This is a genomic window from Mycobacterium sp. SMC-21 (assembly GCF_045310825.1).
Classification (GTDB): domain Bacteria; phylum Actinomycetota; class Actinomycetes; order Mycobacteriales; family Mycobacteriaceae; genus Mycobacterium.
The window spans coordinates 110265-129179 of record NZ_JBJIAO010000003.1; the positions used below are offsets into that span (position 1 = coordinate 110265).

19 protein-coding genes and 1 pseudogene are annotated in these 18915 nt (G+C 69.0%); 11 read left to right on the forward strand and 9 right to left on the reverse strand.

The window, feature by feature from the left end; all coding sequences use genetic code 11:
• Positions 1–141: 141 nt before the first annotated feature.
• A complete protein-coding gene (locus ACJH6H_RS04250) occupies positions 142–1017 on the forward strand; it encodes a cyclopropane mycolic acid synthase family methyltransferase (RefSeq protein ID WP_020101165.1) in 876 nt (291 codons plus the stop codon).
• A 74-nt stretch (positions 1018–1091) separates the two neighbouring features.
• Here the strand turns inward: ACJH6H_RS04250 and ACJH6H_RS04255 are convergent, their stop codons facing one another.
• Together ACJH6H_RS04255 and ACJH6H_RS04260 are read right to left on the reverse strand one after the other, a co-directional pair.
• Entirely contained in the window at positions 1092–1952 is an 861-nt protein-coding gene (locus ACJH6H_RS04255) for a polyphosphate kinase 2 family protein (protein WP_406774314.1), read from the reverse strand.
• Positions 1953–1956: 4 nt separating this feature from the next.
• Positions 1957–2661, reverse strand: coding sequence for a TetR/AcrR family transcriptional regulator (locus ACJH6H_RS04260; RefSeq protein ID WP_406774315.1), 705 nt, complete (start codon positions 2659–2661; stop codon positions 1957–1959).
• A gap of 50 nt (positions 2662–2711) precedes the next feature.
• Between ACJH6H_RS04260 and ACJH6H_RS04265 the strand changes: the two genes are divergently transcribed.
• From ACJH6H_RS04265 to deoC, 6 genes are all read left to right on the forward strand, one after another.
• Positions 2712–4100 (forward strand): DUF445 domain-containing protein, encoded by a 1389-nt coding sequence (locus tag ACJH6H_RS04265; protein ID WP_212807077.1) that lies wholly within the window; start codon positions 2712–2714, stop codon positions 4098–4100.
• Between the two features lie 108 nt (positions 4101–4208).
• Positions 4209–4664 (forward strand): helix-turn-helix domain-containing protein, encoded by a 456-nt coding sequence (locus ACJH6H_RS04270; RefSeq protein ID WP_135356103.1) that lies wholly within the window; start codon positions 4209–4211, stop codon positions 4662–4664.
• 33 nt (positions 4665–4697) lie between these two features.
• Positions 4698–5378 (forward strand): heparin-binding hemagglutinin, encoded by a 681-nt coding sequence (locus tag ACJH6H_RS04275; protein WP_212807076.1) that lies wholly within the window; start codon positions 4698–4700, stop codon positions 5376–5378.
• A 73-nt stretch (positions 5379–5451) separates the two neighbouring features.
• On the forward strand, positions 5452–5736 hold the full coding sequence (locus ACJH6H_RS04280) for a DUF2516 family protein (protein ID WP_020101171.1): 285 nt from the start codon (positions 5452–5454) through the stop codon (positions 5734–5736).
• Positions 5737–5760: 24 nt separating this feature from the next.
• Positions 5761–6162, forward strand: a complete 402-nt coding sequence (locus ACJH6H_RS04285; RefSeq protein WP_406774399.1) for a DUF2599 domain-containing protein — start codon at positions 5761–5763, stop codon at positions 6160–6162.
• Positions 6162–6842 (forward strand): deoxyribose-phosphate aldolase, encoded by a 681-nt coding sequence (gene deoC, locus ACJH6H_RS04290; protein WP_406774316.1) that lies wholly within the window; start codon positions 6162–6164, stop codon positions 6840–6842. The genes ACJH6H_RS04285 and deoC overlap by 1 nt, the downstream gene beginning before the upstream one ends.
• Positions 6843–6911: 69 nt before the next feature.
• Here the strand turns inward: deoC and ACJH6H_RS04295 are convergent, their stop codons facing one another.
• From ACJH6H_RS04295 to ACJH6H_RS04315, 5 genes are read right to left on the reverse strand one after another with little or no spacing between them, the layout of a single operon-like run.
• Entirely contained in the window at positions 6912–7907 is a 996-nt protein-coding gene (locus ACJH6H_RS04295; RefSeq protein WP_226519670.1) for a DUF2993 domain-containing protein, read from the reverse strand.
• Entirely contained in the window at positions 7904–8725 is an 822-nt protein-coding gene (locus ACJH6H_RS04300) for a carbon-nitrogen hydrolase family protein (protein ID WP_226519669.1), read from the reverse strand. The genes ACJH6H_RS04295 and ACJH6H_RS04300 overlap by 4 nt, the downstream gene beginning before the upstream one ends.
• 14 nt (positions 8726–8739) lie before the next feature.
• Complete coding sequence (locus ACJH6H_RS04305; protein ID WP_226519668.1) at positions 8740–9924, reverse strand: glycoside hydrolase family 3 N-terminal domain-containing protein; 1185 nt, start codon at positions 9922–9924, stop codon at positions 8740–8742.
• 24 nt (positions 9925–9948) lie between these two features.
• Positions 9949–10782, reverse strand: coding sequence for a class I SAM-dependent methyltransferase (locus ACJH6H_RS04310; protein ID WP_406774317.1), 834 nt, complete (start codon positions 10780–10782; stop codon positions 9949–9951).
• Positions 10783–10802: 20 nt separating this feature from the next.
• Positions 10803–11309: a DUF2505 domain-containing protein gene (locus ACJH6H_RS04315; protein WP_212807069.1), complete on the reverse strand. Its 507-nt coding sequence runs from the start codon at positions 11307–11309 to the stop codon at positions 10803–10805.
• Between the two features lie 26 nt (positions 11310–11335).
• On the opposite strand from ACJH6H_RS04315, the gene ACJH6H_RS04320 reads away from it, so the two are divergent.
• Positions 11336–12394 (forward strand): UDP-N-acetylmuramate dehydrogenase, encoded by a 1059-nt coding sequence (locus ACJH6H_RS04320; protein WP_406774318.1) that lies wholly within the window; start codon positions 11336–11338, stop codon positions 12392–12394.
• Positions 12395–12429: 35 nt separating this feature from the next.
• A pseudogene (locus tag ACJH6H_RS04325) lies at positions 12430–13716 on the forward strand (Ig-like domain-containing protein); the annotation flags it as partial.
• Between the two features lie 85 nt (positions 13717–13801).
• Here ACJH6H_RS04325 and ACJH6H_RS04330 read toward each other — a convergent pair.
• Entirely contained in the window at positions 13802–14563 is a 762-nt protein-coding gene (locus tag ACJH6H_RS04330; RefSeq protein WP_406774319.1) for an SDR family oxidoreductase, read from the reverse strand.
• Positions 14564–14758: 195 nt separating this feature from the next.
• Between ACJH6H_RS04330 and ACJH6H_RS04335 the strand changes: the two genes are divergently transcribed.
• Positions 14759–16045, forward strand: coding sequence for an ROK family protein (locus tag ACJH6H_RS04335; RefSeq protein WP_406774320.1), 1287 nt, complete (start codon positions 14759–14761; stop codon positions 16043–16045).
• 57 nt (positions 16046–16102) lie between these two features.
• Here ACJH6H_RS04335 and ACJH6H_RS04340 read toward each other — a convergent pair whose 3' ends face one another.
• The gene (locus ACJH6H_RS04340) at positions 16103–17326 is read right to left on the reverse strand and encodes a PucR family transcriptional regulator (protein ID WP_406774321.1); all 1224 of its coding nucleotides are present in this window, start codon (positions 17324–17326) and stop codon (positions 16103–16105) included.
• A 147-nt stretch (positions 17327–17473) separates the two neighbouring features.
• On the opposite strand from ACJH6H_RS04340, the gene ACJH6H_RS04345 reads away from it, so the two are divergent.
• Positions 17474–18895 carry an aldehyde dehydrogenase family protein gene (locus ACJH6H_RS04345; protein ID WP_406774322.1) on the forward strand — a complete coding sequence of 474 codons (1422 nt, stop codon included), beginning with the start codon at positions 17474–17476 and terminating at the stop codon, positions 18893–18895.
• The last annotated feature ends 20 nt before the right edge of the window (positions 18896–18915 follow it).

Consider the following 18915-nt stretch of genomic DNA (forward strand, 5'->3'; position numbering starts at 1 on the left):
CAGTAATTTTCGTTAACCTTGCGTGCGGGTTGTTTTTCGCTGGGCCCGTCAGGGCGCGCACGTACGGGTATGTCAGCTGGCCGCAGCATGCGGTCGCGCCGCCCGTCCCGGCGAACGTAAACGCAAAGGATAGATACCGACATGTCACAAGCCGACATCGATTTGACCCCCCATTACGAGGAGTCGCAGTCGATCTACGACATCTCGAATGAGTTCTTCGCCCTCTGGCTCGGCCCGACCATGGGTTACACGTGCGGTTACTACGAGCGCGAGGACATGACTCTCGAGGAGTCGCAGAACGCCAAGTTCGACTTGGCGCTCGGCAAGCTCGACCTGAAGCCGGGCATGACCCTGCTCGACATCGGCTGTGGCTGGGGCGGCGCGCTGGAGCGGGCCATCACCCAGTTCGACGTGAACGTCATCGGCATCACGCTCAGCAAGGCGCAGTCCGAGTACGCCCGCGAGCGGCTCGCCAAGATCGACACCAACCGCAGCATCGAAATCCGCATGCAGGGTTGGGAAGAGTTCGACGAGCCCGTCGACCGCATCGTCTCGATCGGCGCTTTCGAGGCCTTCAAGCAGGAGCGCTACCCGATCTTCTTCGAGCGGGCGTACAACATCCTGCCGGAGAACGGCGGCCGGATGCTGCTGCACACGATCCTTGCGCACACACAGCAGTTCTTCCGCGAGAACGGCATCAAGCTGACCATCAGCGACCTGAAGTTCATGAAGTTCATCGGCGACGAGATCTTCCCCGGCGGGCAGCTGCCGGCCGTCGAGGACATCGAGCAGCTCGCCGCGGGCTCGGGCTTCACGCTGGAGCGCACCCACCTGCTGCGCCCGCACTACGCGCGCACGCTGGACATGTGGGCGGCCAACCTGGAGGCGGCCAAGGACGAGGCCATCGCCCTGCAGGGCCAGGAGGTCTACGACCGCTACATGAAGTACCTGACCGGTTGCGCCGACTTCTTCCGTCGCGGCATCACCAACATCGGTCAGTTCACGCTGGTCAAGTAGCTTTTCCGAAAAGCCGCCCCCGACGCCGTCGGGGGCGGCTTTCGTTTGCCGCTCACTCCTGGCCGCGCCGGGCCCTAGGCCTCCGCCAGCCGCTTCTTCTCCGCCTCGACATCGAAATCCGCTGGTGGCCAAGACAGCTCGAGTTGTTCGAGCGCCTCGATCAACAGCTCGGTGATGGCGAGCCGCGAGTACCACTTGCGGTTGCAGGGCACGACGTGCCACGGCGCGTAGTCGGTGGACGTGCGGTCCAGCACCGCCTGGTACGCCTCCTGGTACTTGGGCCACAGCAGCCGCTCGTCGATGTCGCCCGGGTTGAACTTCCAGTACTTGTCGGGCCGGTCGAGCCGCTCGGCCAGCCGCTTCTTCTGCTCGTCGAGCGAGACGAACATCGCCACCTTGATGATCGTCGTCCCGGCGTCGACGAGCTCGCGCTCGAAGGCGTTGATCTCGTCGTACCGGGCTTCCCACACCGGCGGCGGTACCAGGTTGTGCACCCGCACGATCAGCACGTCCTCGTAGTGCGACCGGTCGAAGACCCCGATGTGCCCGGCGGTGGGCAGCGCGTTGCGGATTCGCCACAGGTAGTGGTGCGACAGCTCTTCCGCGGTGGGCTTGCCGAAGCTGGAGTAGCGAATCCCCTGCGGATTACCGGCTCCCACAACATGTTTGACGATGCCGCCCTTGCCGGCGGTGTCCATGCCCTGCAACACCAGCAGGATCGAGCGGGTGTCCCCGGAGCGGCTGTTGGCGTACAGCATCTCCTGCAGTTCGGCGAATCGCGCGTTGCGTTCGGTCTGCAGGTCGGGGGCGTCGGCCTTCTTGCCGCGGAAGCCGGGAGTCGCGTCCGGATCGATGTCGCTCACGCGCAGACCGGGTTTGAACTCCAGGTGCTTGTGCGGTTCGTGGGTCCACAACGACGGCAGATCGGAGGTCACGCGATCAGTGAAGCAGATGGCTCGGCAGTGTCGGGGATGGATGGGGCTGCGAGTTGAACACCTCGAGTGATCCGCCGACCTCGACGATGCCGCGCAGCGCGCTCCACGACAGCATGGTCAGGTAGTCGATGAGCTCCTTGGCCGTCATCCGGGGATTCGACATCCACGAGTGGGTGGCCAGCTGGACGCCGCCGACGGTGTGGAACGCCCAGGCCTCGACGCCGCCGGTGTTCATGCCGGCATGCGCCATGCGCCGGCGCAGCACGACGGCGAGCATCCGCGCGATGATCTGTTCGGAGTCGGCGATGGCCTTGCTCTTGCTCGCCGAGCTGTTGGCGAAGACGAACGGGTAGATCTCCGGCTCGGCGGCGACGGTGTCGACGTACACCCGGATGATCTCGCGGGTGAGTTCGAAGCCGTCGAGGTCGGACGACAGCGCGGACGCCATGTTGGGGATCAGCGTGGTTTGCGCGAACCGCATCATCACGGCGGTCGTCAGATCGTTCTTGTCGACGAAGTAGCGGTAGAGCACGGTCTTCGACACGCCGATCTCGGCCGCGATCTCGTCCATGCTGACGTTGCTGCCACGGCGCCGGACGGCTTCGAGGGTGCCGTCGACCAGTTCGTTGCGGCGATCGACCTTGTGTTGGTGCCAGCGTCGTTTACGCCCGTCGGCTTTTGCCGACGAGGGTGCGTTTTGCTGTGCCACGGTCGCAGTACGTCCATTCCGCTAGGTCCGCTTAATAATACGGGGCGACCATGCCTGGCATACAGGATGATGGAAGCGTGGCACACCGACCCAGGCCGGGAACTGGAGCTCATCCGAAGCACCAGGCATCCCTCGAACCGCACGTCAGCCTCGCGGAGTCGTTTGCCGGCGCGGACCGGACGGCCGACGAAGAGCGACGCCGCAACCTGCGCCGGATGAAAGCGGTCGCGCTGAGCTTCCTGCTCGGTGCGACGGTGCTGTTTGCGGTGTGCACGTGGTTACAGTCCCGCGGCGGCGCGTACAGCTGGACCGGGCCGTGGGTGGGCTATGTGCGGGCCGCCGCGGAGGCCGGCATGGTCGGCGCGCTGGCCGACTGGTTCGCCGTCACGGCGCTGTTCCGGCATCCGCTGGGCATCCCGATCCCGCACACCGCGATCATTCCGCGCAAGAAGGACCAGCTCGGCGAGGGGCTCGGCACCTTCGTCCGCGAGAACTTCATGTCGCAGGAAGTGGTGGAGACCAAGCTGCGTGACGCCCAGGTGGCCAGCCGGCTGGGCAAGTGGCTGTCGGAACCGGTGCACGCGGCGCGGGTGGCCGCCGAGGCGTCGACGGTGCTGCGCGTACTGGTGGAACTGCTGCGCGACGAAGACGTCCAGCACGTGCTGGACCGGATGATCGTCAAGCGGATCGCCGAACCGCAGTGGGGTCCGCCGGTCGGCCGGGTGCTGGAGAGCCTGCTGGCGGAGCGGCGGCAGGAGGCCCTGCTGCAACTGCTGGCCGACCGGGCGTTCCAGTGGTCGCTCAACGCCGGCGAGATCATCGAGCGGGTCATCGAGCGGGATTCGCCGACGTGGTCGCCGCGCTGGGTCGACCACCTCGTGGGCGACCGGATCCATCGCGAGCTGATGGACTTCACCGACAAGGTGCGCCGCAACCCCGAGCACGAGCTGCGGATGTCGGCGACCAAGTTTCTCTTCGATTTCGCCGACGATCTGCAGAACGACGAGGACACCATCGCGCGGGCGGAGCGGATCAAGGAGCAGATCCTGGCGCGCGACGAGGTGGCCCGCGCGGCGGAGACGGCGTGGAGCACGGCCAAGCGCATCATCCTCGAATCGGTGGACGACCCGTCGTCAGTTTTGCGCACCCGGATTGCAGACTCGGTGGTGCGCATCGGGGAGTCCCTGCGGGACGACGCGGAGCTCCGCGACAAGGTCGACAACTGGCTCGTCAGGGGCGCAAAACACCTTGTGGCGCAATATGGGACGGAGATCACAGCCATCATCACGGAGACCATCGAGCGTTGGGACGCCGACGAGGCGAGCCGGCGAATCGAGCTCCATGTGGGCCGTGACCTGCAGTTCATCCGTATCAACGGCACCGTCGTCGGATCGCTGGCGGGCCTGGTCATCTACACGATCGCCGAGCTTTTCGTCTGACAGTGCTAGCTGGCGCTTGCTAGCGCTTGCAATAGTTAGCACCCCCTCGTACCGTTGTTTTGGTACGGACCGCCAACCAAAAGCGGTCGACGAAGACAGGGGTACGACATGGCGCAGGATGCAGATATCGCCGCCGTCATGTCGAATGCAGCCCAGGACATCGGCAGCTTCATCCGCACCCAGCGGGAGGCTGCGCAGGTCTCGGTCCGCCAACTCGCCGAGAAGGCGGGCGTCAGCAACCCCTACCTGAGCCAGATCGAGCGTGGCCTGCGCAAGCCGTCGGCCGATGTGCTGAACCAGATCGCCAAGGCGCTCAGGGTTTCGGCCGAGGTGCTCTACGTGCGGGCCGGAATTCTGGAGCCCAGCGCTGCCGGCGAGGTGCGCGACGCCATCATCGCGGACCTCTCGATCACCGAGCGGCAGAAGCAGGTGCTGCTCGACATCTACACGTCCTTCCGGCAGCAGAACGATGCCGAGTCCAAATCGCTTCCTGATCAGCCTGAATTGGAAGCCGCGAGTGAGGAGCAGACAACGACGACTGACACTCACCAAGTAGCGAACTGACCAACGCAGTACCCGAGAAAGGAAACAACGAACATGGCAGAGAACAAAGAGACCAGCCAGCCCACCATCGAAGACTTGAAGGCCCCCCTGTTCGCCGCCGTCGGCGCCGCGGACCTCGCCCTGGCCACCGTCAACGAGATCGTCGCGAGCCTGCGTGAGCGTGCCGAAGAGGCCCGCACCGATGCCAACGCGCGTGTCGAAGAGGGCCGCGCCCGCCTGACCAAGCTGCAGGAAGAACTGCCGGGCCAGGTTGAAGAGCTGCGCGAGAAGTTCAGCACCGAAGAGCTGCGCAAGGCCGCCGAGACCTACGCCGAGAACGCGCAGGCCACCTACAACAAGCTGGTCGAGCGTGGCGAGGCCGCGCTGGAGCGCCTGCGCACCCAGTCGTCGATCGAGAGCGTCCGCGAGCGCGTCGAGGACGTCCGTGGCCGCGTCGAGAACTACACCGAGCAGGTCACCGAGCTGACCCAGGACGCCCTGGGCAACGTCGCCAGCCAGACCCGCGCCGTCGGTGAGCGCGCCGCCAAGCTGGTCGGCGTCGAGCTGCCCGAGAAGGAAGAGGCCCCGGCCAAGAAGGCTGCCCCGGCCAAGAAGGCGCCGGCCGCCAAGAAGGCCCCGGCCAAGGCTGCTGCGACCAAGGCCGCCCCGGCCAAGGCTGCCGCCAAGGCTCCGGCCAAGAAGGCCGCTCCGGCCAAGAAGGTCACCCAGAAGTAATCACGTTTTCCCGGGGCGAGCGAAGCGACGGGAGAGTTAGACGTCAGGGACGTAACCCACATAGGCTGAGGGCGTGTACCTCGGAAGCCTGGTGGGTTACGTCCTTTTCGCATTGCAGATCGCGGTGCTGGCCACGACCGTCTATGCGTTCGTGCATGCCGCCATGCAGCGGCCGGACGCCTACACGGCGGTCGACAAACTGACCAAGCCGGTGTGGCTGGCGATCCTGGGCGGTGGTGCCGTCCTGGGCTGGATCATCGGCCCGCCGGTGGGCGCGGCGATCGCCGCCTGCGCCACTGGTGTCTACCTCGTCGATGTGAAGCCCAAACTCCTTGAGGTCCAAGGGAAATCCCGGTAATCGGTGCGTTCGATCCTGTGCGGCGTGCTGGCCGCCACGGCGTTGACGCTGGCTCCGCCGTCCGCCGCTGATCCCACCGAACCCGTTCCACAACCCGTTCCGTCGCCGCCCTACGTCGACCACACCCGGTGGACGCAGTGGGACGGTGCGACGAGCCTGCGGGTGTACCCGACGTCGGCCGGCCGGCGCGCCTCCGGCCTGGGCGCCACGCAGTCGGGGGACGAGGCCTGGGCCGAGGTCCTGACCCTGGCACCTGACGCCGACACCCCGGGAATGCGCGCCCAGTTCATGTGCCACTGGTATTTCGCCGAGGCGGGCGCGCCCGGCAAGACCAGCTGGAATCTCGAGCCGTGGCGCCCGGTGGTCGACGACAACCAGATGGTGAGAGCACGTTGCAATCCCGGTGGCACAGAGGAGCCGTTCTGATGAGTTGGACCCGCCAGCAGGTCGCCGCACTGGTCGACCACACGCTGCTCAAGCCCGAGGCGACCGCCGCCGACGTGGCGAGCCTGTGCTGGGAGGCCGCCGATCTGGGGGTGTGCGCGGTCTGTGTGTCGCCGTCGATGCTCGGCGCGGTCGAGGTACCCGAGCGCGTCAAGATCGCGACCGTCGTGGGATTCCCGTCGGGCAAGCATGACTCGCAGATCAAGGCCCGCGAGGCGGCGTTGTCGGTCGTCGGATCCGACGGCCGGCGCGGTGCCGACGAGGTCGACATGGTGATCGACGTGGGTGCCGCCATCGCGGGCGACATCTCGGCGGTGTTCGCCGACATCGCCGCGGTCCGCGGGGCCGCCCCGACGGCGGTGCTGAAGGTGATCGTCGAGTCCGCGGCGCTGCTGACCATGGCCGGCGCACCGACGCTGGCCGAGGTCTGCCGCGCGGCCGCCGATGCCGGCGCCGATTTCGTGAAGACCTCCACCGGATTCCACCCGGCGGGCGGTGCGTCGGTGCAGGCCGTGGAGATCATGGCGCAGACGGTCCCGGTGCTGGGTATCAAGGCCAGCGGCGGCATCCGGCAAGCCGCCGACGCCGTGGCCCTGCTGGACGCCGGCGCCACCCGGCTCGGCCTGTCCGGTACCCGCGCCGTCCTCGACGGCCTCAACTAGGGATTTGTGCACGATTTTCCGCGGTCACCGCGGAAAATCGTGCACAAATCCCTGGGGTCAGCGGGGGGATCAGAGGCCGGAGAAGCAGCTGTCCTGCTGGCCCAGCGGGATCGTCGCGTTCTTCGTGCCGAACTTCGCGGTCACACCGGTACCGGTCACCTGCAGGGCTTCCGGCTTGATGCCCATCGGGTAATCCTTGGTCAGCTGCGAGGCGAACAAGTCCAGCGCCGGCTGAATCGACTCGCGCGGCAGCAGGAAGCCGAGCCCCGTCAGCTGCTCCACCTTGAGCGAGATGGTGCCGTCCGACAGCGTCGGCTTGGCCACGATCTGGGTCATCGGCGCGTCCAGCACGATGGTGCCCGACGACGGGTCGGTGGTGACGTCGGAGACCAGGCCACCGAGCACCGGAACGGTGTCGGCGATGGTCTGCTTGATGCCGTCGGCCGACCAGGTGACGGTCGCGTCGAGCGCACCGATGGTGCCGGCCGACTTCGCGGTCTTCTCGAGCTTGACGTCGTCGATCTGGATCTGGGCCTTCATGCCCTTGGCGAACCGCAGCTGGTTGCCGGCCGTGGTCACCGTGATGTGGTCGTAGTGCTGGTTGGCGACCTGCCACAGGAACGGGGTCGCGCCGAACTGCACGTCGACCTTGTCCTGGACGACGCACTGGACGGACTGCGAGACGACGCTGTTGCCGCGGCTGCGGGCGTAGAACTCGCCGCCGACCACACCGGCCGCCGACAGCGCGAGCGCGATGACGATGATCAGGATCAGCGACATCGGGTCGCGCAGCAGGTCCATGACACCGCGGCGCTTCTTGGGCGGGTCGGTGGCGGGCACCTGCTGGGGCGCCGGGTAGGAGGTCGGCGGGACGTCGCCGCCGTAGGCGGGCGGGGCCGGAGTATCGGCGCCGTAGGCGGGCGGGACATCGGCGGCCGGTGCCGGTTGTGCGGCGGCCGTCAGCACCTCGGTGGGCTGGGCACCCGGGGCCTCCGGGGCCTGCTGCGCAGGCTCGGCGGATGGTGCAGCGTCCTCATTGGTGGGGCGGGCCCAGGGGTCAGTCACCCTTGCGATTGTGCCTTACGCGGAATCGTGGTGCGGTTGCGCAGCACGGCGATGGTCTCGCGGGCGCGCTCGACCGCGGCCAGGTCGACGTCGGTGACCAGCAGTTCCGGCTCGAGCCCGGCCTGCACCACGATGTCCGCTGTGGGGGAGGCCACCAGACTGCCGCCGCTGCCGGTCGGGCCCTTCTTCGCGAGTTCGTCACCGGGGTACGGCTGGTCGACGGCGGCGACGAAACAGCCGGTGTCGAGCGCCCGGGCGCGGGCCAGCAGCGTCCACTGCTCGAGCTTGCCCGGGCCCGACCCCCACGAGGCGTGGACGGTCAGCAGCTTGGCTCCGCGTTCGGCGAGTTCCAGGTGCAGCTCCGGGAAGCGGACGTCGTAGCACGTCGTGAGGCCGACGGGCACGGCGCCGTCGGCGGTCGGCACGTCGATCACGATGGGCTCGAAACCTCTTGCGACAGTGCGTGATTCGTCGAAGCCGAAGGCGTCGTAGAGGTGGATTTTGTGGTAGTGCGCGTCAACGCCCGGGCCGGTGGCGAGCAGCGTGTTGGTGACGCGGCCGTCGGCGGTCGGGCAGAACATGCCCGCCACCACGGTGACGCCGGCACGTTCGGCGAGGTCCCGGACCGCGTCGGCCCACGGGCCGTCGAGTGGTTGTGCCACGGGCGCGAGCGGGACACCGAACCGGCACATCGTCGCCTCGGGGAACAGCACCAGTTCGGCTCCGGCGTCGGCGGCGCGCGCCGTGTGATCGGCGACCAGTGCCAGGTTGGCCTCGGGGTCGGTGCCCGCGCCGAGCTGGGCCAGTGCGATGCGCATGCGCTCCAGCGTAATCAGCGGGTGCAGGCCAGCGACGGATCCTTGGTCACCGCCATGTGCCGCACGGCGTCGTCGACGCGCTCGCGCGGCAGTTCACCGGCGTCGACGGCCTGCTGCAGCCGGTCGAGGACGGCCGGCACCTCTTTGGTGGTGATCCACAACGCGGTGTCGGCGCCGGCCTGCAGGGCCTTGAGCACCGCCTCCGGCACGCTGTAGCGCTGCGTGATGGCGCCCATGCTGGACAGGTCGTCGGTGAAGACGGCGCCCTGGAACGGGCGTCCGCCGTAATCGCCGGTCCGCAGCAGGTCGTACGCGGCCTTGGACAGGCTGGCCGGGTCGGTGTCGGTGAGGCCCGGCACCTGCATGTGGCCGACCATCACGCCGACGGGCAGCTGCGTCGTCAAGGTTTGGTAGGGGACCAGGTCCAGCGTCTGGAGCTGCTCCAGCGGCGGCGTGACGACGCCGCCCTGATGTGAATCGCCGGAGGCATGGCCGTGGCCGGGGAAGTGCTTGAGCACCGGCAGCACGCCGGCGTCGCGCAGGCCGTCGGCGTACGCGCCGGCGTAGGCGGTGACGCCGTCGGCGGTGTTGCCCCACGACCGGTCGCCGATGACGGTGCCGTCGGCCGCGTTCGTGATGTCGACGACGGGCGCGAAGTCGATGGTGATGCCGAGTTCCTTCATCGCCTGGCCGCGCAGTCGGGCGATGTCCCGAACCTGCTCCGGGGTCTTGCCGGTGGCAACCAGCTCACGCGCTGACGGCTGGCTGCCGATGAGCCCTTTCAGCCGCTGCACCCGGCCGCCCTCCTCGTCGACGCTGACCGCCAGCGGCAGCGGCCGCGGTTCCTGCGCCAGCGCGGCGAGGGGCGCGCCGAGCATCGAGTAGTCGGTCCAGCTGGTGATGAAGATGCCGCCGACCTCCTGCTCCCGGACGACGGCCTGGGCGTCGGCCAGGTTCTTGACCCCGACCATCAGCAGCTGGGCCAGCTTCTGGCGCGGCGTCAGCGCGGTCACGACGGTGTCCAGCCGGCACGGGGGTGGCGCCGCCGCGGCCGGGGACGACGTCGCAGGAGATTCGGTCGGTGTGGGGGCGGGCCGCGGCTTGCTCATGACGGCCGCGATGATCAGCGCGACGACGATCACCGCCGCGGCCGAGGCCAGGACGACCGGCGACTGCAGTCGGCTGCGGGGTGACGGCATACGGCGAACCCTATGCGCTCGTCGTCACGATGTGGGCGCGACGGCCGACCACGGCACCGTCAGCACGCCGTCACGCAGCCGGCGTCGCGGCGGCTCGAGCGGCAGGCCCTCGGCCACCAGCAGGTCGAGCATCGCGCGCCACCGGACGCGCGGACCGAACACCCCGTGCCCGGCCGAGGTGGCCCAGGCGCGGTCGGCGGCCTGCAGCAGGCCGTGGATCGGCTGGCCCGGAACATTGTGGTGGATAAGCACTTTCGGTAGGCGCTCGGCCAGATCGGAGGGCCGTTCGATGGCGAACGGGTCGCACGACAACGTCAGGCTCACCGGTCCGTCGGCGTCGAGCAGGACCCAGCAGCAGCGTCGTCCCAATTCGTCGCAGGTGCCGTCGACCAGCAGCCCGCCCGGTGCCAGCCGCCCCGTCATCTCCGCCCATGCGGCGGGTACGTCGGCGACGTCGTACTGCCGCAGCACGTTGAACGCGCGCACCAAAACCGGTGTGTGCCCGGCCAATTCGAAGCCGCCGAGGCCGAATTCGACGATGTCGCCGGCCAACTCACGGGCCAGCCGTACCCGCTCCGGGTGGATCTCCAGACCGACGACCCGCACGTCGGACCGGACCGTCCGCAGCCGCGACGCCAGTTCCACGGTCGTCACCGGAAGCGCGCCGTACCCGAGGTCGACGACGACGGGGTCCGGCGCGGCGCGCAGCAGCGCCCGCACCCGTGGCGAGTGGACCAGCCAGCGGTCGCTGCGGCGCAGCCGGTTGTAACCCGTTGTGCCGCGCGTCGGCTGGCCGACAGGTGTACTCCGTGGCTGGCCGACAGGTGTACTCCGTGGCTGGCCCACGGGCGAATTCATGGCCCGAGTTTATGGGCGGCTCACCAGCGGGCGGCGATCCAGTCGTCGGTGAATTTCTGCTCCAGCTCGATCAGATACCGCAGCTGCTGGCCCAGCATCGACTCGAGCTTGCCGCCGACGAGCGGGATGCGGACCTCGACGTTCGCCGAGAAATCCAGTCGCGCACCGTCTCCGGCGGCCGTCAGGACACCCGTGCCGGTGATGGTCGCCGGCGCGCCGGGGACGCGGCTGCGCACCGTCCCGATGGCCCGGCCGTCGGTCAGCGGGCCCCAGTGCTCCTCGCGCACCAGGCTGAGGTCACCGAAGTGGAACTGCGTGACGATGCTGGGCAGGCCGGCCGCGCGCATGGTCTGCGTCGTGGTGATGTCGGTGCCGCCCCGGCCGTCCTCGGCGAACGAGTCGAGCGCCGAGACGTCGGCGCTGCCCTCCGCCAGCCGGTCCAGCCAGTAGTCCTTGTTGCAGAAGGCGGTGTGCACCTGCGCCACGGTGCCGAGGTATTCGGCAACCATGTCGAAAGAGCGGGCCATAATCGGCCACGCTACCGTTAGCGGCCGTGGTCAGTTCGGATATCGGGGGCGCGGCGGTCGACTACGACGTGCCGCTGGCACCCCTGACCTCGTTCCGCGTCGGACCGGTGGCAGCCCGCCTGATCACCTGCGATACCACCGCCAAGGTGGTCGGGGCGCTCACCGCGCTGCGGGATCACCCGGGCCCGGTGCTGGTGCTGGCGGGCGGGTCGAATGTGCTGGTGGCCGACGATCTGAGTGATTTGACGGTGGTGCTGCTGGCGAACACCGAGATCACCGTCGACGGCAACGTGGTGCGCGCCGAGGCCGGCGCGCTGTGGGACGACGTCGTCGTGGCCTCGCTGGCACACGGGCTCGGCGGGCTGGAATGCCTGTCCGGCATCCCGGGCTCGGCCGGGGCGACACCGGTGCAGAACGTCGGCGCCTACGGGGCCGAGGTCGCCGACGTCATCACCCGGGTCCGGTTGTTCGACCGCGAAACGGGGACCGACAGCTGGGTGAGCCCCGAGACGCTGGATTTCGGCTACCGGCACAGCGTGCTGAAGAACTCCGACCACGCCGTCGTGCTGGAGGTGGAGTTCACCCTGAACCCGGACGGTCTCAGCGCCCCGCTGCGGTACGGCGAACTGGCGACCAGCCTGGGCGCCGAGCCGGGTACCCGGGTCGATGCGGTCAAGGTCCGCGAGGCGGTGCTGGCGTTGCGGCGCGGCAAGGGCATGGTGTCCGATGCCGCCGACCACGACACCTGGAGCGCCGGCTCGTTCTTCACCAACCCGGTCGTCGCACAGGACGTTTTCGAACGCATCCAGGCCGCCACCGACGGTCCCGTGCCCAATTACCCCGCGCCGAACGGGGTCAAGCTGGCAGCCGGCTGGCTCGTGGAACAGGCCGGTTTCGGCAAGGGATACCCGGGTGACGGCGCCCCGGCCCGGCTCTCGACCAAGCACGCGCTGGCCCTGACCAACCGGGGCTTTGCTGGCAGCGCCGACGTATTAGCGCTGGCCAGGACGGTTCGGGACGGCGTCAAGGCCGCTTTCGGGATAGATCTCACACCGGAACCGTGCTTAATCGGCTGTTCGCTGTAGGTAAATTCGAACCTGTGAGTGTGAACCGGCGACAGATGCTGACCGCGATTGCCGTCGGCACTTCCGGCGTGCTCGCCGCGTGCTCCGACAAATCGAACGGATCTGGCTCTTCGGCCCCTGCCAAAGAGACCGCGGCGCCCGTCATCACCTACCGGCCCGCCAACGGCGCCACCGATGTGGTGCCGACCAGCAGCGTCGGTGTCGATGTCACCGACGGCTGGTTCCAGAAGCTGACGCTGACCAACGGCGACGGCAAGGTCGTCGCCGCGGTGTTCAACAAGGACCGCACGTCGTTCAACGCCGCCGAGCCGCTCGGCTTCGGCGCGACGTACACGTTCACCGGTTCCGTCGTCGGCCGGGACGGCAAGTCCGTGCCGGTGTCCGCGACGTTCACGACCGTCAACCCGACCAAGCAGGTCAACGGCCAGTTCCAGCTCGCCGACGGGCAGACCGTCGGCGTGGCAGCGCCGATCATCCTGCAGTTCGACTCCTCGATCAGCGACAAGGCCTCGGTCGAGCGCAACGTCAAGGTCGTCACCGACCCGCCGGTCGAGGGCAGTTGGGCCTGGCTGCCCGACGAGCGGGAGGGCGCGCGCATGCACTGGCGGCCGCGCGAGTACTACCCGCCCGGCACCAAGGTCAACGTCTCGGCGAAGTTGTACGGCGTCCCGTTCGGCGACGACGCCTACGGCGCGCAGGACAGCACGCTGGAGATCAACATCGGCCGGCGCCAGGTGGTCAAGGCCGACGCGACCAGCCACCGCATCCAGGTGATCACCGACGGCGGCGTGCTGTTCGACTTCCCGTGTAGCTACGGCGAGGCCGACAAGCCGCGCAACGTGACGCGCAGCGGCATCCACGTCGTCACCGAGAAGTACGCGGACTTCTGGATGTCCAACCCGGCCGCCGGCTACTCGAATGTCCACGAACGCTGGGCCGTGCGGATCTCCAACAACGGTGAGTTCATCCACGCCAACCCGGCCAGCTCGGGCGCACAGGGCAACACCAACGTCACCAACGGCTGTATCAACCTGTCGACCGACAACGCGCAGCAGTACTTCCAGACCGCCATCTACGGCGACCCGGTCGAGGTGACGGGCACGTCGATCCAGCTGTCCTACGCCGACGGCGACATCTGGGACTGGGCCGTCGACTGGGCCACCTGGGTGTCGATGTCCGCATTGCCGCCGGCCAATGCCGCACCGCCGGAGACGTCCATCCCGCAGAGTGCGCCGGCCACCCCGACCGACGCACCGACGTATTCGGGTACGCCGACGACCACGACGACACCGCCGCCGACGGGCCCGGCCACCACGTCGTCGACCGCCCCGTCGACGTCGTCGTCCACCTCGACGACGACCTCGACAGCGACGTCGACCTCGACTTCGAGCCTGCCGACCCCGACGACTACTGCGGCCGGCGGCTGAAGCGGCTGTAGGGCGCCTGGTCGCGCGGCCGCATGACGATCTGGTCCAGATCGACGTGCGGCGGTCGTGACGCCACGAAACCGATGACCTCCGCGACGTCCTCGGCGACCAGTGGCGTGATGCCCTGATACACCGCGTCCGCGCGTTCGGCGTCGCCGTCGAACCGCACCAGCGAGAACTCCGTCTCGACGGCGCCGGGCGCAATCTCGGTGAGCCGCACCGGTTTTCCCAACAATTCGCCGCGCAGCGTGCGGTGCAGCGCGCCCTGGCCGTGCTTGGCGGCGATGTACCCGGCGCCGTTGTCGTACGTCTCCAGTGCCGCGATGGACGTGACGGTGACGACCAGTCCGTCACCCGAATCGATCAGCGCGGGCAGCAGCGCGCGCGTCACCCGAAGGGTGCCCAGCACGTTGGTCCGCCACATCCAGTCCCAGTGCTCCAGATCGGCCTCCGCGACCGGCGCCAGACCCTTGGCGCCGCCGGCGTTGTTGACCAGGACGTGTACCGGTCCCAGGCCTCTGACCTGGGCCGCAAGCGCGTCCACCGACTCCTGGTCGGTGACGTCCGTCACAACCGCGGTGCCGCCGATCTCGGCTGCGAGGGCGGTGATCCGGTCCGCGCGGCGGGCCGCACAGACGACATGAAAACCAAGGGCGGCAAGGGTTTTCGCGGTGGCGGCGCCGATTCCGGAACTGGCGCCGGTGACCACCGCGACGCGTACGGAGCGTTCGTCAGCTGGCATATGACCGACCTTAGTGGGCGTGCTAAGTTCCTTCCGTGATCATCAGTCAGGCATCCGGCGTCGCTGTGCGGCGTTCGTGTTGTTGTTGTCGCGCTTCGCGCTGCGCCTGACTCACGACACGGATATCTTCGTCCTAGCTGTCGGCAGGTGTGGCCCCAGGACCCACCAGCCCGACTTCTTCCCTAGGACACCCAAATGCCTGCTTCCGTCTCCACCGTTTCTGCCCCCTCCGGCGTCCGCTCTGCCGCACACGCCAAGCGCACCCTCCTGGCCCGGCACCACATCGTCGCCCCGTCGCTCCGCGTCGCCGACGCCGCCGCCGGCTCGGTCTTCAGCGCGGCCCGGCTGCGCGGCCCCATCGCCCGGGACGTGATCGCGCAGGCCACCGGCCTGAGCATCGCCACGGTGAACCGCCAGGTCACGGCCCTGCTGGACGCCGGGATGCTGCGTGAGCGGGCCGACCTGGCCGTCGCCGGCGCCATCGGCCGCCCGCGCATCCCGGTCGAGGTCAACCACGAACCGTTCCTCACCCTGGGCCTGCACGTCGGCGCCCGCACCACCGCGATCGTCGCGACCGACCTGTTCGGCCGCACCCTCGACGTGGTCGAGACGCCCACGCCGCGCGGCGACCAGAACGCCGCGCTGGCATCGCTGGCCGGCAGCGCGCAGCGTTACCTGAGCCGCTGGCACCGGCGCCGCCCGCTGTGGGTCGGCGTCGCCGCCGGTGGTGTGGTGGACAGCGCCACCGGTCACGTCGACCATCCGCGCCTCGGCTGGGTCGACGCGCCCGTCGGCCCGGTGCTGGCCCAGACCCTGGGTCTGCCGGTGTCGCTGGCGTCGCACGTCGATGCGATGGCCGGCGCCGAACTGCTGCTGGGCGCGCGCCGCGGCAAGATCGGCGCCGATGCCTCGTCTGAATCCATGACCAGCCTGTACGTGTACGCCCGCGAGACCGTCGGCTACGCGCTGTCGATCGGCGGCAAGGTGCACTCGCCGGCCAGCGGCCCCGGCACCATCTCGGGCCTGCCGGCGCAGTCGGAACTGCTCGGCGGCAGCGGCCGGCTCGAGTCCACCGTGAGCGACGAGGCCGTGCTGGCCGCCGCCCGCAAGCAGCGGATCGTGCCGGCGGACGGACCGTCGTCGACCATCGCCGCGGTGCTGCGCGCCGCGCGGTCCGGCAACGCCGCGGCCGTCGAACTGCTGGCCGAACGGGCCCGCGTGCTCGGTGGTGCGGTGGCGCTGCTGCGCGACCTGCTGAACCCCGATGATCTGGTCGTCGGCGGCCAGGCCTTCTCCGAGTACCCCGAGGGTCTGCCGCTCGTCGAGCAGGCGTTCGCGGAGCGAACGGTGTTGGGTGTCAGGGACATTCGCGTCACCACGTTCGGCAACCGCGTGCAGGAGGCCGGCGCTGGTGTGGTGTCGCTCGGCGGGCTGTACGCCGACCCGATCGGCGCCATGCGCCGCGCCCTGCGCGCCGCCTGATCCGATTTGCCGCACTCCTCAAGCGGCTCGTTCCCCGCCGCTTGATCGTCGCGTGGCCTAAACAGCGCCGAAGGCGCTGACGATGTGCAGCGCCAGTTCGAGGTAGACGCGGCGGTGGTCGACGGAGTGCCCGAGCAGCCCTTCGGCCTGCCGGACGCGGTAGCGGACGGTGTTCGGGTGCAGGTTCAGGATTTCGCCGACGGCCCGGGCGTCACCCGCGTGTTCCAGATACAGCCGGAGCGTGTCTCGCAGGCGTGCCGCCCCGTCGTCGGCCGCCGCGAGCGCGCCCAGTTCCCGTCGCACCAATGTGGCCATGCCGTCTTCGCCCGCGATACCCGCTGCCAGACAAGCCAATTCGACGTCGTCATAACGAACTGCGCCGGCGCCGCGGCGGTGCGCCACCGCCTGGGCGGCCAGCGCTTCGGCATGGCTGCGGCGGAATCCGTCGACACCGGGATGGCACGTGCCGAGCGCGACGTGGACGAACTCGGGCAGTGCGGCAATAGCGTTGTCGGGCAGGGGTTTCGACGGTCCCGCCGTGGCCGACCAGCACCACACGGTACGGGCTCCGCTGGTTATCGTCAGCGGCCGGTCGGCACCGAGGGCCGCGCTGACGGTGACCGGGGTGGCGTCGAGTAGCCGTTGCACGTCGGCGTCGGCCACCGGCTCGTCGACCCACACCGCAAATGCGGTGTGCCGCTGGCGAAGTGGGTACGACAGCGCGGTGGTGGCGTCGTCGATGTCGACGGCCTGGCCCGCGAGGATGGTCCGGACGGTTTCGGCGCGCCGGGCCCGCGCGCCCCGCTGCCACTGGTCGCGCTCGTCGGAAAAGGTGACGATGAGCGCCTCGACCATGGTGTCCAGCCAGCCCGCCAGCCGCGGCCAGAGCTGCATCAGCACCGCGGCGCGCAGCTCTGGGTCACCGATGGCGGCGACCCGCGTCTCGGTGATGAACTGCCACGCGGACCGCTGCCCGATGCGGTAGACCGCCAGCAGCACGGGCAGTTCGTAGCCGCGGCGGGCGAGGGTCCGCGCCAGATCGTAAATCTCGGGTGCCGGTCGCACGTCGACGATGTCGCGCGTCACGACGGCGAGGAAACCCTTCCAGTTCGAGCGGGTGCTCGCATCGAGATCGCGGCGCAGCGTCGGGTCCGTGAACATCGGCAACGCCTCGGTGATCTCGTCATCGACGACGGTGACCAGGTGGTCGAGGGTCTCCCGGTGCTCCGACGCCTCGGCGAACTGCGCCAGCCAGTCCGTCACGGCCGGATCGGTCCGCATCCATTCGCTCCTCATTTGTCCGCGCGAACAACGTCGCGCGATTCGTTGTCCCGCCAGACCAAGAATATGGTGGGCATCACATCGCACCCTGGGAATGGCATAGGTCGCAGTGACAAATCTTTGACGATTCCCGACAGGAGCAACCCGATGATCGAACACGACTCGCACTACATCGACGGCCGGTGGCAGCCGTCGATCGGCACCGAGCGATTCGAGGTCGTCAACGCTGCCACCGAGGACGTCATCGCGACCATCCCGCTGGGCGACGCCGACGATGCCGACGCGGCGGTGGCCGCGGCGCGCGCCGCGTTTCCCGGGTGGGCGGCGACGTCGGTCGCCGAGCGCGCCGGCTACCTCAAGCTGGCCGCCGAGGAACTGCAGCGCCGCCAGACCGAGATCGCCACGCTGATCAGCCAAGAAGTCGGCATGCCGTTCGCGTACAGCAACGTGGTCCAGGCGGGGCTGCCGGTGCAGTCGTTCGTGTCGATCGCCGATGTGGCACTGAGCTTTCCGTTCGAGGAGCAGGTCTACAACTCGCTGGTGGTCCGTGAGCCGATCGGCGTCGTCGTCGCGATCACGCCGTGGAACTACCCGCTGCACCAGATCGCCGCCAAGGTGGCGCCGGCGCTCGCCGCGGGCTGCACCGTCGTGCTCAAACCCAGCGAGGTCGCACCGCTCAACGCCTACGTACTGGCCGAGGTGTTCGATGCGATCGGCCTGCCGCCGGGCGTCTTCAACCTGGTCACCGGCACCGGCCCGGGCGTCGGCGAGACGCTCGTCGCGCACGAGCAGGTGGACATGGTGTCGCTGACGGGGTCGACGGCCGCGGGCCGCCGCATCGGCGCGGTGGCCGCACAGACCGTCAAGCGCGTCGGCCTGGAACTCGGCGGCAAGTCCGCGCTGGTGGTGCTCGACGACGCCGACCTCCTCGAGGCCGTGCGGGAAGGGTTGACCCGGTGCTTCCTCAACTCCGGTCAGACGTGCATCGCGCTGACCCGCATGATCGTCCCGCGCGCGAAAGTCGCTGAGGTGGAAGCGATTGCGCGCGCCGGCACCGAGGCGCTGCGCGTCGGCGATCCCTTCGACCCGGCCACCGAACTGGGCCCGCTGGTGTCCGCGGTACAGCGCGACCGCGTCATCGGCTACATCGAGCAGGGCATCGCCGAAGGTGCGCGGCTGGTGGCCGGCGGCCCGACCCCGCCCGACGGCCTCGACCGCGGTTTCTACGTCCGGCCGACGGTGTTCTCGGACTGCACACCCGACATGGCCATCGTGCGCGAGGAGATCTTCGGGCCCGTGCTCGTCATCCAGGCCTACGACGACGAGGAGGAAGCCGTCCGCCTCGCCAACGACAGCATCTACGGGCTCAACGCCGGCGTGTACTCGGCGGACCGGGAGCGCGCGATCGCCGTGGCCCGCCGGCTGCGGTCCGGCCAGGTGCAGATCAACGACGGTGCCTTCAACATCCACGCCCCGTTCGGCGGCTACGGCCAGTCCGGCAACGGGCGCGAATTCGGCAAGTGGGGCCTGGAGGAATTCCTCGAGACCAAGTCCCTGCAGCTGCCCTGAAACTTCCCTCTCCCCAACAA

Coding starts and splice junctions, on each gene's coding strand:
- ACJH6H_RS04265 (WP_212807077.1), top strand. CDS start 2,712: ATGCCTGGCATACAGGATGATGGAAGCGTGGCACACCGACCCAGGCCG.
- ACJH6H_RS04330 (WP_406774319.1), bottom strand. CDS start 14,563: ATGCCAGCTGACGAACGCTCCGTACGCGTCGCGGTGGTCACCGGCGCC.
- ACJH6H_RS04335 (WP_406774320.1), top strand. CDS start 14,759: ATGCCTGCTTCCGTCTCCACCGTTTCTGCCCCCTCCGGCGTCCGCTCT.
- ACJH6H_RS04340 (WP_406774321.1), bottom strand. CDS start 17,326: ATGCGGACCGATCCGGCCGTGACGGACTGGCTGGCGCAGTTCGCCGAG.
- ACJH6H_RS04250 (WP_020101165.1), top strand. CDS start 142: ATGTCACAAGCCGACATCGATTTGACCCCCCATTACGAGGAGTCGCAG.
- ACJH6H_RS04275 (WP_212807076.1), top strand. CDS start 4,698: ATGGCAGAGAACAAAGAGACCAGCCAGCCCACCATCGAAGACTTGAAG.
- ACJH6H_RS04315 (WP_212807069.1), bottom strand. CDS start 11,309: ATGGCCCGCTCTTTCGACATGGTTGCCGAATACCTCGGCACCGTGGCG.
- ACJH6H_RS04270 (WP_135356103.1), top strand. CDS start 4,209: ATGGCGCAGGATGCAGATATCGCCGCCGTCATGTCGAATGCAGCCCAG.
- ACJH6H_RS04310 (WP_406774317.1), bottom strand. CDS start 10,782: ATGAATTCGCCCGTGGGCCAGCCACGGAGTACACCTGTCGGCCAGCCA.
- deoC (WP_406774316.1), top strand. CDS start 6,162: ATGAGTTGGACCCGCCAGCAGGTCGCCGCACTGGTCGACCACACGCTG.
- ACJH6H_RS04305 (WP_226519668.1), bottom strand. CDS start 9,924: ATGCCGTCACCCCGCAGCCGACTGCAGTCGCCGGTCGTCCTGGCCTCG.
- ACJH6H_RS04345 (WP_406774322.1), top strand. CDS start 17,474: ATGATCGAACACGACTCGCACTACATCGACGGCCGGTGGCAGCCGTCG.
- ACJH6H_RS04300 (WP_226519669.1), bottom strand. CDS start 8,725: ATGCGCATCGCACTGGCCCAGCTCGGCGCGGGCACCGACCCCGAGGCC.